Raw genomic sequence first — 13,270 nt, 5'->3', positions numbered from 1 at the left:
GCCGTTCGGTGTGCCCGTATGCCCCTCTTCCGCCCCTCTCACGGCACAGCCGTGCCTGGAAGCAAGGAACCCGCCATGCGTAGAACCACCAGCCGCTGTCTCCTCGCCGCGGCCCTGGCGACCGTCGTCGCCGTCGTCGGCACCGCCTGCTCCTCCGGCTCGGGCAGCACCGGTGCCGCCAAGGACACGGACGGTGGCACGTACACGATCTGGGACCCGTACCCGCAGTTCGACAAGGGCTCGGCCTGGGCGAAGCTGCTCGACAAGTGCGGCACCAAGGCCGGCGTGAAGATCAAGCGGACCGCCTTCGACACCAGCGATCTGTCGAACAAGGCGCTGCTGGCCGCGCAGCAGGACAACTCCGCCGACGTGCTCATCGTCGACAACCCGGTGGTGTCGACGCTGGCCGAGGCGGGCGTGCTGACCACGACCGACGAGAACAAGCTGGACACCTCCAAGGCGGACCCGAACCTGCTCGCGGCCGGCCAGTCCGGCGGCAAGACCTACGGCACACCGATCGGCGCCAACACCCTGGCCCTCTACTACAACAAGGAGGTGCTGAAGAAGGCCGGTGTGGACGTCGCCTCGGTCAAGGACTGGAAGTCGCTGACGTCGGCGCTGGCGAAGGTGAAGAAGGCCGGCAAGAAGGGCATCACGTTCTCCGCGATCGGGACTGAGGAGGGCAGCTTCCAGTTCCTGCCGTGGTTCTGGGGCTCCGGCGCCCAGCTGACCGACCTCGACTCCGACCAGGCCGTCTCCGCGCTGTCGCTGTGGAAGGGCTGGCTGGACAAGGGCTACGCCCCCAACTCCGTCATCAACAACACGCAGACGACGAGCTGGCAGGAGTTCGCGAGCGGCGACTACGCGTTCGCGGAGAACGGCACCTGGCAGCTCGCCAATGCCGACAAGGCGGGCTTCGACTACGGCGTCCTTCCCATACCCGGCGCGCAGGGGGGCAACGCCGCCGCCCCGACCGGCGGTGAGTTCGTCACCCTTCCGGTACAGGGCGACACCAGCCGCTACGCCACCGCGCGGAAGCTGGCCACCTGCCTGACCAGCACTCAGAACCTGTTCGACACCGACACCACCCTGTCCTACGTGGCGCCCACCGCCGAGGTTCAGGACAAGCAGATCGCGGCCAACGCCCAGCTCAAGCCCTGGGTGGACGCGGTCAGGGCGGCCAAGGGCCGCACCAGCGACGACCTGGGCACCAAGTACCCGAAGATCTCCGAGCAGTTGTGGAAGGCCGTGCAGTCCGCCCTCAGCGGTGCCGGGTCGCCGAAGGACGCGCTGGCCAAGGCGCAGTCCGCCGCCCAGTAGCCGGGATTGACCGGTCCGCAGATGAACCCCGTGACACAGATGCCGGATCGCCGACCCGCACAGGTCCGCAAGGGAGCGGCGGCGGCCGCCGCCCCCCGGCCGGTCGACGCGCGAGCACGGCGCCGCCCGACCTCCCCACAGTGGGCCGCCTGGGCGTTCCTCGCCCCGGTCACCCTCTACCTCGCCCTCTTCTACGCCTATCCGCTCTACCGCAACCTCGACCTCAGCCTGCGCAACTACACCGTCCGCTCCTTCGTCCAGGGCGACGCGCCGTTCACCGGCCTGGCGAACTACACGAAAATCTTCGACGACCCGACCTTCGCGCCGGCCCTGCTGCACACCGTCGTCTTCACCGCCGTTTGCCTGGTCTTCCAGTACGCGATCGGCCTGGCCCTCGCGGTCTTCTTCCACCAGCACTTCCGGCTCTCCACGACCCTGCGGGCGCTGTTCCTGGTGCCGTGGCTGCTGCCGCTGATCGTGTCCGGCTCGACCTGGTCGTGGATGCTCAACAGCGACTCCGGCATCGTCAACGCGGCCCTGCACGCCGTCGGCGTCGGCCCGGTGAACTGGCTGACCTCCCCCGACTGGTCGCTGACCTCGGTGATCATCGCGAACATCTGGATCGGCGTCCCGTTCAACCTGGTCGTCCTCCACAGCGGCCTCCAATCCATCCCCGAAAGCCTGTACGAGGCCGCCGCCCTCGACGGGGCGAACGCCTGGCAGCGGTTCTGGCGGATCACCTTCCCGCTGCTGCGCCCGGTGTCGGCGATCACGCTGCTGCTGGGGCTGGTCTACACGCTCAAGGTCTTCGACATCATCTGGATCATGACCAAGGGCGGCCCCGCCGACTCCTCGACCACCTTCGCCACCTGGTCCTACCAGCTCGGATTCGGCAACCTCCTGCCCGCCTTCGGGCCCGGCGCGGCCGTCGGCAACCTGCTCGTGGTCGCGGCGCTGGTGTTCGGCCTGATCTACCTGAAGGTCCAGCGAAAGCAGGCACTGTCATGAACCGAAGCGCCGCACGCTCCTGGTGGAAGACCGCCCTCGGCCTTCTCCTGACCGGGCTCATGCTCTTCCCGGTCTACTGGATGCTCAACGTGTCGCTCACCCCCGAGCAGGACATGCGCAAGAGCCCACCGGACCTGTTCCCCGCGCACGGCACCCTCGACGGCTACCGCACCGTGCTGCACGAGCAGGTGCCGTACCTCGGCACCAGCCTCGTCGTCGGCCTGGGCACCGTCGTCCTCACGGTGGCCCTGGCCGCGCCCGCCGGGTACGCGCTGGCCAAGCTGCGCCCGCGTGGCGGCGGCATCCTCAGCTTCCTGCTGCTGGCGGCCCAGATGATCCCCGGCATCATCATGGCGATGGGCTTCTACGCCATCTACCTCCAACTCGGCCTGCTCCAGTCCGTCCCCGGCCTGATCGTCGCCGACTCCACCCTCGCCGTCCCCTTCGGCGTGCTCATCTTCACCGCGTTCATGTCCGGCATCCCCGGCGAACTGCTCCAGGCCGCGAAGACCGACGGCGCCGGGGCGCTGCGCACCTTCGTGTCGATCGTCCTGCCGATGAGCCGCAACGCCGTCGTCACGGTGTCGCTGTTCGCGTTCCTGTGGTCGTGGTCCGACTTCGTCTTCGCCGGGACCCTCGTCAACGGCGGGGCCCACGAGCCGATCACGCTCGGCATCTACCACTACATAGGCAACAACAACCAGGAGTGGAACGCCATCATGGCCACCGCCGTCGTGGCCTCCCTGCCGGCCGCGGTCATCCTCGTCCTCGCGCAGCGGTACGTCGCCGCGGGCGTCACCGCCGGCGCGGTCAAGGACTGACCTCCCTCCTCCCTCCACGTCCCTCCTCCCTCCACGTCACGGCGCCACCGCCACGCGGTGCGCCGCGATCCCCCCTGCCGAGAAACGAGTGACCTTTCATGACCGCCGCACCGTCCGGCCCGTCCTTCTCCGTCCACGACATCCCCTTCAGCACGTACGGGTCCTGGTTCGGCATCTCTCCCGTGCTGGCGGAGAAGACGCGCGCCGAGGACCTCCACCTCGTCTCCCACCAGAACGGCATGCACGCCGTGCTGCGCCTGGTCCCCCTGGACCCGGTGACGGGCGGCCGGGCCGACACCCGCGTCGAGGCGACCCCCGGCCTGCTCGGCTGGACCGGTGCGGACGGCCGCGTCGACCTCGCCTACGAGACGCCGGACACCGTACGGCTGCGGGGGAGCGGCCTCTCCCTCGCCCTCCGGGCCGCCGCGCGGACCCTGACCCCGTTCAGCGGCACCTACTTCTACCGGGAGCCCGGCTCCGAGGCGTACGTCTTCACCTCGTACGAGACCGGGCGGCGCTACCGGATCACCGTCCTGTCCGGCACCGTCGACGGAGTGCCCGGAGCGCAGGCGCTGGGCGGTGCGGAGCGCGGTGTCACGGTCGGCGCCGAAGCAGACCGGACGTGGGAGGTGGCGGTCGAGGAGTACGAGACCGCGCGCCGCCCCTACACCTCGACCACCGGCTTCGACCAGGTCGTGACGGCCGCGCGCACCGCCTTCGCCGCGTTCGCCGACCGCGTGGCGCCCTGGCGTTCGGCGGGGACCCCGGCCGCCGAACTCGCCGCCTACGTCCTGTGGTCGGCCACCGTCCGCCCACGGGGCTTCGTGACCCGGCCCGCGGTGCTGATGTCCAAGCACTGGATGGACAAGGTGTGGAGCTGGGACCACTGCTTCAACGCCCTCGCCCTCGCCCCCGGCTTCCCCGACCTGGCCTGGGACCAGTTCTCCCTGCCCTTCGACCACCAGGACGAGACCGGCGCCCTGCCCGACTCGGTCACCCACTCCGAGGTCCTGCACAACTTCGTCAAGCCCCCCATCCACGGCTGGACGCTCGGCCTGCTGCGCCGACGGCTCCCCGAACCGCTCACCCACGCCCAACTCACAGAGGCGTACAAGCGGTTGAGTCGCTGGACGGACTTCTGGCTCACCGCCCGGCGCGCACCCGGTGCCGCCCTGCCCCACTACCAGCACGGCAACGACAGCGGCTGGGACAACGCCACCACCTTCGACCCCGCACGCGTGGTCGTCACCGCCGACCTGGCCGCCTTCCTCACCCTGCAACTGCGCGAACTCGTCACGCTGGCGGAGGAGTTGGGTCGGCCGGATGACGTCCGCCGCTGGACGCGGACGGCTGACGAGACGCAGGCCGCGATACTCGGCGACCTGTGGAAGGGCGACCGGTTCGCCGCCCGGTCGGCCGACACCGGCGAGATCTGGACCAGCGCGAGCCTGCTCGACCTGATGCCCATCGCCCTCGGGGAGCACCTGCCGGAGTCCGTCGGCGCCGTCCTCGCCGATCGGATCGGAACCCACCTCACCCCGTACGGCCTGGCCACCGAACAACCCGACTCGCCGCACTACCTCTCCGACGGCTACTGGCGCGGCCCGATCTGGGCCCCCGCCACCGTCCTCGTCGAGGACGGCCTGCGCCGCGCAGGCCACCACCGCCTCGCGGACGAGATCAGCACCCGCTTCCGCGCCCTGTGCGAGACCCACGGCTTCGCCGAGAACTTCGACGCCCTCACCGGCACGGGCCTGCGCGACCGCGCCTACACCTGGACCGCCGCCGCCTACCTACTCCTCGCCGAGGCCCACACCCAGCGCGACAGCCGCTGACCTGCCGCCTCCCTCATGCCCCGGGACCGACCGGGCCCGGTCACCTTCACCCTTCTCCCGTCCATAGGAGCCGCACGATGACGTCGCGCACCGCACCTCCCAGAGCAGCAGCCCGCACCCGGCGACGACTGACCCCGACCGTCGCCGTACTCCTGGCCGCACTGGCCACGACCCTGGTGCCCGCCGGCCCGTCCCAGGCCGCCGACACCAGCGTCGCTGTCGACTTCGCCACCACCGGGGGCGCTCCCACCTACCGCGCCTCGGGCACGATCTACGGGATGACCGAGAACGGCTCGCTGCCCCAGGACCACTTCTACACGGACATCAAGTGGAAGTTCATGAGGGCGGGCGGGGCCCAGCTGGACAAGCCGGGCGGCTGGGTCGCCGGTAAGTACGACCGCCGGTGGAACAGCACCCTGGCCCAGTACAAGCGGACCAAGGCGCTCGACGGAACCTTCGTCATGCTGGTGCACGACCTGTGGGGCGCGGACGGGACCACCACGCCCACCTTCCCCGGTGACAACGGGGACTGGTCGAGCTTCGACGCCTTCTACGACCGGCTCCTCGGGGACGTGAAGGCCGCGGGGATGACCGACATCGAGTGGGACATCTGGAACGAGCCCGACTGCCGCTCGTTCTGGGGCTCGGGCCAGGCCCAGTACCTGCAGATGTGGAAGCGCTCCTACCAGAAGATCCGGGCCGCCTTCCCCGGCGCCGTCGTCGTCGGGCCGAGTACCTGCGGCAAGCCCTCCGGGAGCAACACCTGGTGGAACACGTATCTCGACTACGTGAAGGCGAACGACGCCGAGCCGGACACCTACAGCTGGCACGATCTGCCCGGTGACCCGGTCGCCGACAGCAATGCGGTGAAATCCATGCTGTCGGCGCGGTCGATGACGACGAGCCGTCCGTTCCAGGTCAACGAGTACGCCGGCACCACCGAGCAGAACCCGGGCCGTGGCGGCTGGTACATCTCCCGCCTCGAACGGGCCGGGGCCGACGGCCTGCGCGCCAACTGGGCGTCCGCGAACAACCTGCACGACTTCCAGGCGAAGCTGCTCACGAAGAACAGCGCCGGCCAGTACCTGCCGTTGGGTGAGTGGTTCCTCTACCGGTACTACGGCTCGCAGACCGGGAACGTCGTGAAGGTCACGGCCGGCACGAACATCGACGGGCTGGCGACGAAGGACAACGCGGCTCGCGACGCGAAGATCCTGCTGGGCAGCAACGGCAACACCGGCACCGTGACCGTGAACCTCGATCGTCTCGACACGACCTCGGTGGTGGAGGGCAACCGGGTCCGCGCGATCGTCCAGCGCGTACCGAACAACGGCGGCGCCGCGGTGACAGGTCCGGAGACGGTCTCCGACCAGACCCTGACCGTCAGCGGCAACTCAACCTCGGTGAACGTGCCGTGGACGAACGCCTCCGACGGCTACACCGTCACCCTGCTCCCGCCGTCCCACACCACCGTCTCCACCGTGGCCGTCGCCCAGCACAGCGGCCAGTGCCTGGACGACACCAACCGCTCCACCGCCAACGGCACGCAGTACCAGCAGTACCACTGCGAGGGCGGCTACCAGCAGATGCTCGACTTCAAGCCGGTCGCCGGACGGGCGGACACCTACACCATCGTCAACGAGTACAGCGGCAAGTGCCTGGACGTCGCCAGCGCCTCCACCGCCGACGGCGCAGCCGTCATCCAGTACACCTGCAACGGCTCCACTAACCAGATGTTCACCCTCAAGCCCGTCAGCGCCCTCGGCAACAGCAAGGACTACCAACTGGTCGCCGTGCACAGCGGCAAGTGCGTGGACGTCAGCCAGATCTCCACCGCGGCCGGCGCGAAGATCCACCAGTGGCCCTGTGACCCGGCGAGCGCGCTGGGCACCAAGAAGAACCAGATCTGGCGCCTCCTCGGCAAGAGCTGACGCCCTCGGGGGCCGCGGACGACGACCACGGCCCCCTTTCGGAGCAGACCTACCGGTGGCGCTGAGCGGCGTGCGCGAGATTCCGCCGGTAGAGGGCCACGGCCTGCTCCGTCGGGAGGTTCGGGACGGTGACCGTCTCGCCGGTCTCCTTGGAGACCACGACCTTGGCGCCGCCCGGCGGAGCGGGCGTCGGGCGGCCGGAGGGATCGGTGCGGGGCGGAAGGACCGCGTACACCAGATAGCCGACGTCGAACTCGTGCACGTGCAGCTCGGCGGGGGAGCCGTCGGCCGACCGCGGCCGGGCGTACCGGGCCCGGACCAGCTCGACGGCCTGCTCCGGGGTGAGGGGAGGCGTACCGGAAGGCATGGGTGTCGTCCTGCGCGTCCTGACCGGAGGAGGGGGCGTCCGACGGGCGGCGGTCAGAGCTGGGCGGGGGCGCCGCCGAAGCCGATCTCGTTGCCGTCCGGGTCGTGGTACGTGATCTTGCGGACGCCGTTGGCGTAGGTCTCCCGGTTCGCGGGCTTCAGCCCCCGGTCCGTGATCCCCTCGACACGGGCGTCGAGATCGTCGACGAACACGGTGTGCAGGGCGTGACCGCCGCGCCCCGGCCGGTGCTCGATGTACACGTACCGGTGCTCCGCCAGCTCCCACACGGCCTCCGTGTCGTTCGGGATGAACGTCGGCGGCGAACCGAACAGGCGCTCGTACCAACCGAGTGCCGCTTCGTAGTCGTTGACGAGGACGCCTGCGAACAGTTCGACGGACATGACGCCATGGTAGGGCCGCGGCGCTCTCCGGGCGGGGGACGTGATCACCGCTCGCGTCGCCGCGCTCCGTACAATTTGGAGCCGAACGACATCTGAGATCCGATGTGCCCCATGGCGTCAAGGAGTGTGCCCGTGCCCGGCCAACGATCCATCACGCAAGCCGAGAAGCTGGCGGAGGCGAAGCTCGGGGGCATCCCCGTCCGCCACGAGCAGATGGCCGTCGTCGCCAACATCTACCGGGCCGCGTCGGCGGTCAGGCAGCACCTGGAGAACTCGGTGCTGCGCGGCGCCGACCTGACCTGGACGGCGTTCGTCGTGCTGTGGGTGGTCTGGATCTGGGGCGAGTCGGAGACCCGGCACGTCGCTGAGGAGGCGGGCATCTCCAAGGGGACGCTCACCGGGGTCTCCCGGACGCTGGAGAAGCGGGGCCTGCTGCGGCGGGCGGGGCACCCCACCGACGGCCGACTGGTGCTGCTCAGCCTCACCGAGGATGGCGAGGAGCTGATGCGGCGCGTGTTCCCCGCGTTCAACGAGGAGGAGGCCTTCGTCGCCGCGCAGCTCGACGTCGACGAGTGCCGCAGCGTCGCCGACGGACTGCGGCGCGTCGTCCTCCAGGTCGAGGAGCACGGCGAGGAGCGCCGCCTCGCCCTCCTCGACGGCGCGGCCCCGGCCCCCCGCCGCAGCGGCCGCCGCCCGCAGGCCTAGGGCCTGTCACGACCTAGCGAGTCGCGCCCAGGCGGAGGAAGCCCTTCCGCCCGCCCTGCCCCGCCTGCCCCGTGCCCCACCCCGCCCCGCCCTTCTCCGGCCCCGCCTCGGCCCGGCCCGTAGCCCTGGTGGCCCGTCCCTCGAACGGCAGGGTTGCGCCGGACGGGCGGGCAGGCGCGAACACTGGGATGCTGAGGACGGACAACCTGTCCACGACCTGACGAACGCAGGTGGTGAGCGCCGTGGCCGGGGTCGAGGAGAACGCATCGGGGGGAGCCGCGGAGCGGGCCGACCCGAAGGGCGACCCGTTCCTGCGGACCCGGTTCGCCCTACCCGTACGCCCGACCACATTCCTGCGCCGCGACCGGCTGGTCGCACGCCTGGACGAAGCCGGGCGGACGCCGCTGACCCTGGTGGAGGGCGCCGCCGGCGCGGGCAAGACGCTGCTGGCCGCCGACTGGGCGGACGGGCGGGAAGGCCCCGTGGTCTGGCTCACCGCCGACACGGTCGGCCAGGTCGGCGGCATGTTCTGGGCGTACCTCCTTGAGGCACTCCGGCTCTGCGGCGAGGGACTGCCCGAGGTCGATCCGCCCACGGACGCCCGCCGGGTCGACCCCGCGACACTGACCCGGCTCGCCACCGCGCTGAGCGCACGCGAACGGCCCGTGACGGTGGTCCTCGACGAGTTCGACCGGGTCACCGCCCCCGAGGTGCCGGACCAGCTCGACTTCGTGCTGCACCACGCGGGGGAGGGACTGCGCCTGGTCCTCGTCACCCGCACCGAACCGCTGCTGCCGCTGCACCGCTACCGGGTGGCGGGCGAGGTCACCGAGATCAGGGACGCGGAGCTGGCCTTCACACCGGAGGAGGCCGCCACCCTGCTGAAGCTGCACGGACTGCGCCTCCCGCCGGCCGAGACCGACGCGCTCGTCGAGCGGACCCGCGGCTGGGCGGCGGGGCTACGGCTGTGCGCCCTCGCGGCACGCGAGAGCCCGCACCCGGAGACCTACCTCAAGGAGTTCGAGGCCGACCGCACCCCGATGGCCGACTACCTGCTGGCGGAGGTGCTCAAGCGGCAGACACCCGAGACGCAGGACCTCCTGCTCAGGACCAGCGTCCTCGACCGCTTCTGCCCCGACCTGGCGAACGCGCTGACCGGACGCCTCGACGCCGAGCCCATCCTGGCCGGGCTGCACCGCGCCAACGCGTTCGTGGAGCACCTCGGCCACAACTGGTACCGCCTCCACCCGCTGTTCGGGGAGATACTCCGCGCCCACCTCCATGAGCGCGCACCCGGTCTCGAACCCGAACTGCACCGCAGGGCAGCCGAGTGGCTGCGCGACTCCGGCTCCCTCACCGAGACCCTCGACCACGGCGCCGCGGCGGGCGTCTGGGACTTCACCGCCGGTGTCCTCGTCGACGACCTCGCCATCGGGCAGCTGTTCACCGGACTGCGCTCCCACGAACTGGCCGACCTGTTCTCCCGGATGGGCCCCGACGCGACGAGCCCCGCCACCGACCTGGTCCGCGCGGCCCGCGAACTGGCCCGGCACGACGTCGACCGGGGCCTGGCCCACCTGCGGCACGCGGAGGAGGGCCTCATGGCGCGGGGCCCGGCGGAGGACGCCACCGGCCTCGCGGCCGCCTGGCTGAGCTGCGCCCTGCTGGAGGCCGTGGTGGCCCGGCAGACCGGATCACCCGGCAAGGCGCTCCGGGCGGTGGCGGCGGCCGAGAGACTCAGCAACCGGATCCCCGCCGACCTGCTGGAGAAGCATCCGGAACTCACCGCGCAGCTCGTGGCCCACCTGGGCTCGGCCCTGCTGTGGGGCGGCCGCTTCGAGGACGCCCGTACCGCCCTGTCCTCGGTGATCGACGCCGCCGGCGGAGCGGCCACCGAACTCCTGCGCGCCGACTGCCTGGGCCGCCTGGCGCTGATCGACTGCCTGAACGGCTGGACCGGCCGGGCGGAGCGCACCGCGCGCGCGGCGACGGCCGCCGCGGAGCGGTGCGGACCGTCGCAGCCGTCCGGTTGCGGCGTCGGACGACTGGTCCTGGCCGCCGTGGCCGTCGACCGCGACGACCTCGCCTCCGCCGAGTCCCTCCTGGAGACCGTGGACGGCTCCGAGTCCGTGCTGCGCGACCCGGTGCTGGACGCCGGCCAGGCCCTCACGACCGCGCGTCTGCTGCTGGCACGCGACCGGACCCGGGCGGCGCTGCGGGCCGTACGGTCGTCCGTCCCCGCCGAGGTGGCCTCCCCCTGGGCCGAGGCGTGCGCCACGCTGATCACCTCCGACGTCCACCTCGCCGAGGGCCGACCGGAGGAGGCCGCCGAACTGCTCAGGTCACTGCCCGAGGACCAGCCGGCGTGCGCGGTGGGCGCCGCCCGCGCCCAGCTGGCGGCCGGCCGGCCCGACGCGGCGCTCGACCTGCTCGACCGGGCGCACCCGGAGGAGCGCGGCGGCCCCGCGGTGTCCGTCCGCGCCACCCTGGTCCGCGCGCAGGCCGCGTACCGGGCGGGCGACCCCGCCGCCACCCGCAGGCTCCTGGCCCGGGCCCTGCACCAGGCGCGCCGCGACGAACTGCGCCGGCCCTTCCACGAGACGGGCCCCTGGATCCGGCCGTTCCTCGTCGCGCCGCCCCTGCGGGAACTGGCGGCGGGCTGGCTCCAGCCCGGCACCGCCCACCCGGACGCCGCCCCCGCCGACGACTCCGCGGTGATCGTGGAGCAGCTGAGCGGACGCGAGCGGGACGTTCTGCGGCGGGCCGCCGAGATGATGTCGACGGAGGAGATCGCCGCCGACCTGTACGTGTCAATCAACACCGTGAAGACCCACCTCAAGAGCGCCTACCGCAAACTGGCCGTGAACCGCCGCAACGACGCGGTACGCCGCGCCCGTGAACTCCGGTTGCTGTGACGATCCCGGATCTGGCGTGGGGGTCATGGGTTTCGTCCTACCACGCCGTACCCGGCTTCACGGGGTGACATGGATCTTCGGTCCGGGTCCCGCGCCCGCCGGGCGTCGGCCGGCGAGGACGGGGCCGACCTCGTCGAGGCCCACGGTCGCGGCGACGAGCGGTCCGGGGTCGACCGTCGCGTCGGCGTACGCCCGGATCGTGGCGTCGAGACCGGGGGACGCGGACAGGATGCCGACCGCCGTGACGTCCTTGAGGACGAGGGCGCGTGTGTCGAGGGGACTGGGCTCCCCGGCCAGCCCGATGTACACGAGGCGGCCGCCCGGCTCGACGAGTTCCAGGGCCCTCGCCGGCAGCGGGGCGGCGTTCGAGGCGTCCACGACCGCGTCGAAGGGCAGGTCGGGCACCGAGTCCTCCGTCCAGACGTGCTCGAAGCCCAGGCCGCGGGCGAAGGAGAGGGAGCCCTCGGTGGCTCCCATCAGATGGACCTCGGCACCGGCGGCACGCAGGAACATCGCGGTCAGCAGGCCGATCGTCCCCGGGCCCAGGACCAGGGCACGGTCGCCGGGGCCCGGCGCGGCGGCCCGCGCGGCGCGCAGGGCGTTGCCGCCCGGTTCGACGAGCGCGCCGAGGACGGCGTCGACGGAGTCGGGCAGCGCGTGCAACGAGGACGCCGGAACGGCGAGCCGCTCCGCCAGCGCTCCGTCCCGCGCACCGCGGATGCCGACCTCCTGCCGCGCCTCGCACACATGCCCACGCCCGCGCTCACAGCGGCGGCAGCCGCCACAGCCGAGCATCGTGTCGCCCATGACGCGGCGGCCGATCCAGCCGGGGTCGACACCGTCCCCCACCGCCGTGACGCGTCCGCACCACTCATGGCCGGGCCGTAGGGGGTAGGCGGCGTGCCCCTGATGGAGGTAGGCCATCTCGCCGGTGAAGAACTCCACGTCGGTACCGCACACCCCGACCCGTTCGACGTCGACCACGGCCTCGCCGGCGCCCGCCACCGGCGAGGGCACCTCCCGTACCTCGTACGCGCCGGGACCGGTCAGCACGAAGGCACGCATGGGGCGACGGCTCACCGGGGCGCCACGACACGCTGCCGCTGGACGCCGAGGTGCCTGATGCCCAGTTCCATCACGTCACCGGGCCGGAGGTAGGTGGGCGGGGTCAGGCCCATGCCGACGCCGGGCGGGGTGCCGGTGTTGATGAGGTCGCCGGGCTCCAGGACGAGGAACTGACTGAGGTAGTGCACGATGAAGTACGGGTCGAAGACCATCGTCTTGGTGCTGCCGGTCTGCCGCCGCACCCCGTTGACGTCCAGCCACATGTCGAGCGCGAGGACGTCGTCGATCTCGTCGGCGGTGGCGAGCCAGGGCCCCGCCGGGTTGAACGTCTCGGCGGACTTGCCCTTGGCCCACTGGCCGCCCCGCTCCAGCTGGAAGCCGCGCTCGCTGACGTCGTTGACGACCACATAGCCGGCGATCGCCTCACGTGCCTCCTCGACCGACTCCAGATAGGAGGTGCGGCGGCCGATGACGATGCCGAGCTCCACCTCCCAGTCCGTCTTCGTCGAGCCGCGCGGGATGCGCACATCGTCGTTCGGGCCGATCAGGGTGTTGGGCGACTTGGTGAACAGGATCGGCTCGTCCGGCACGGGCATGCCGCTCTCGGCCGCGTGGTCACGGTAGTTGAGCCCGATGCACAGGATCTGGTGCGGGCGGGCGAAGGGGGCGCCGACGCGCTCCCCCGCGAACCGCGCCACCCGGCCCGCGGCCACGCGTTCGGCCACCAGGGGGCGTACGCGGTCCAGGCCGCCGGAGCCGAAGAAGCGCTCGTCGAAGTCCGTGACGGTGTCGGAGAGGTCGACATACGTCTCGTCGTCGATGCGGGCGACGGGCTTCTCGGCGCCGTGGGCGCCGATGCGCATGAGGTACACGGGGCTGTCTCCAGGGTGGGGCGGCGGGGG

At 71.7% G+C, this 13,270-nt stretch carries 11 protein-coding genes; 7 read left to right on the top strand and 4 right to left on the bottom strand.

The window, feature by feature from the left end:
• Positions 1-75: 75 nt before the first annotated feature.
• The 5 genes from ACZ4Z3_RS28675 to ACZ4Z3_RS28655 all read left to right on the top strand — a co-directional run bounded on the left by ACZ4Z3_RS28675 (position 76) and on the right by ACZ4Z3_RS28655 (position 6,915).
• Entirely contained in the window at positions 76-1,320 is a 1,245-nt protein-coding gene (locus ACZ4Z3_RS28675; protein ID WP_468503732.1) for a sugar ABC transporter substrate-binding protein, read from the top strand.
• A 39-nt stretch (positions 1,321-1,359) separates the two neighbouring features.
• Positions 1,360-2,328 (top strand): carbohydrate ABC transporter permease, encoded by a 969-nt coding sequence (locus ACZ4Z3_RS28670; RefSeq protein ID WP_468503731.1) that lies wholly within the window; start codon positions 1,360-1,362, stop codon positions 2,326-2,328.
• Positions 2,325-3,149 carry a carbohydrate ABC transporter permease gene (locus ACZ4Z3_RS28665; protein ID WP_468503730.1) on the top strand — a complete coding sequence of 275 codons (825 nt, stop codon included), beginning with the start codon at positions 2,325-2,327 and terminating at the stop codon, positions 3,147-3,149. Before ACZ4Z3_RS28670 ends, ACZ4Z3_RS28665 begins: the two co-directional genes overlap by 4 nt.
• A gap of 98 nt (positions 3,150-3,247) precedes the next feature.
• On the top strand, positions 3,248-4,984 hold the full coding sequence (locus ACZ4Z3_RS28660; RefSeq protein ID WP_468503729.1) for an amylo-alpha-1,6-glucosidase: 1,737 nt from the start codon (positions 3,248-3,250) through the stop codon (positions 4,982-4,984).
• Positions 4,985-5,061: 77 nt separating this feature from the next.
• Entirely contained in the window at positions 5,062-6,915 is a 1,854-nt protein-coding gene (locus ACZ4Z3_RS28655) for an RICIN domain-containing protein (RefSeq protein ID WP_468503728.1), read from the top strand.
• Between the two features lie 49 nt (positions 6,916-6,964).
• On the opposite strand, the gene ACZ4Z3_RS28650 is transcribed toward ACZ4Z3_RS28655, so the two are convergent.
• Together ACZ4Z3_RS28650 and ACZ4Z3_RS28645 are read right to left on the bottom strand one after the other, a co-directional pair.
• A complete protein-coding gene (locus ACZ4Z3_RS28650) occupies positions 6,965-7,282 on the bottom strand; it encodes a hypothetical protein (protein ID WP_468503727.1) in 318 nt (105 codons plus the stop codon).
• A gap of 53 nt (positions 7,283-7,335) precedes the next feature.
• A complete protein-coding gene (locus ACZ4Z3_RS28645; protein ID WP_107465644.1) occupies positions 7,336-7,683 on the bottom strand; it encodes a VOC family protein in 348 nt (115 codons plus the stop codon).
• Between the two features lie 132 nt (positions 7,684-7,815).
• On the opposite strand from ACZ4Z3_RS28645, the gene ACZ4Z3_RS28640 reads away from it, so the two are divergent.
• Positions 7,816-8,388 carry a MarR family winged helix-turn-helix transcriptional regulator gene (locus ACZ4Z3_RS28640; RefSeq protein ID WP_468503726.1) on the top strand — a complete coding sequence of 191 codons (573 nt, stop codon included), beginning with the start codon at positions 7,816-7,818 and terminating at the stop codon, positions 8,386-8,388.
• 233 nt (positions 8,389-8,621) lie between these two features.
• Positions 8,622-11,303, top strand: a complete 2,682-nt coding sequence (locus ACZ4Z3_RS28635; RefSeq protein WP_468503725.1) for a winged helix-turn-helix domain-containing protein — start codon at positions 8,622-8,624, stop codon at positions 11,301-11,303.
• Positions 11,304-11,360: 57 nt separating this feature from the next.
• On the opposite strand, the gene ACZ4Z3_RS28630 is transcribed toward ACZ4Z3_RS28635, so the two are convergent.
• Together ACZ4Z3_RS28630 and ACZ4Z3_RS28625 are read right to left on the bottom strand one after the other, a co-directional pair.
• Positions 11,361-12,368, bottom strand: coding sequence for a zinc-dependent alcohol dehydrogenase (locus ACZ4Z3_RS28630; RefSeq protein WP_468503724.1), 1,008 nt, complete (start codon positions 12,366-12,368; stop codon positions 11,361-11,363).
• A gap of 11 nt (positions 12,369-12,379) precedes the next feature.
• Positions 12,380-13,240, bottom strand: coding sequence for a fumarylacetoacetate hydrolase family protein (locus tag ACZ4Z3_RS28625; RefSeq protein WP_468503723.1), 861 nt, complete (start codon positions 13,238-13,240; stop codon positions 12,380-12,382).
• Positions 13,241-13,270: the final 30 nt, after the last annotated feature.

The organism is Streptomyces sp. NPDC030296 (assembly GCF_055572815.1).
This window is presented reverse-complemented; position numbering and strand designations above follow the sequence as displayed.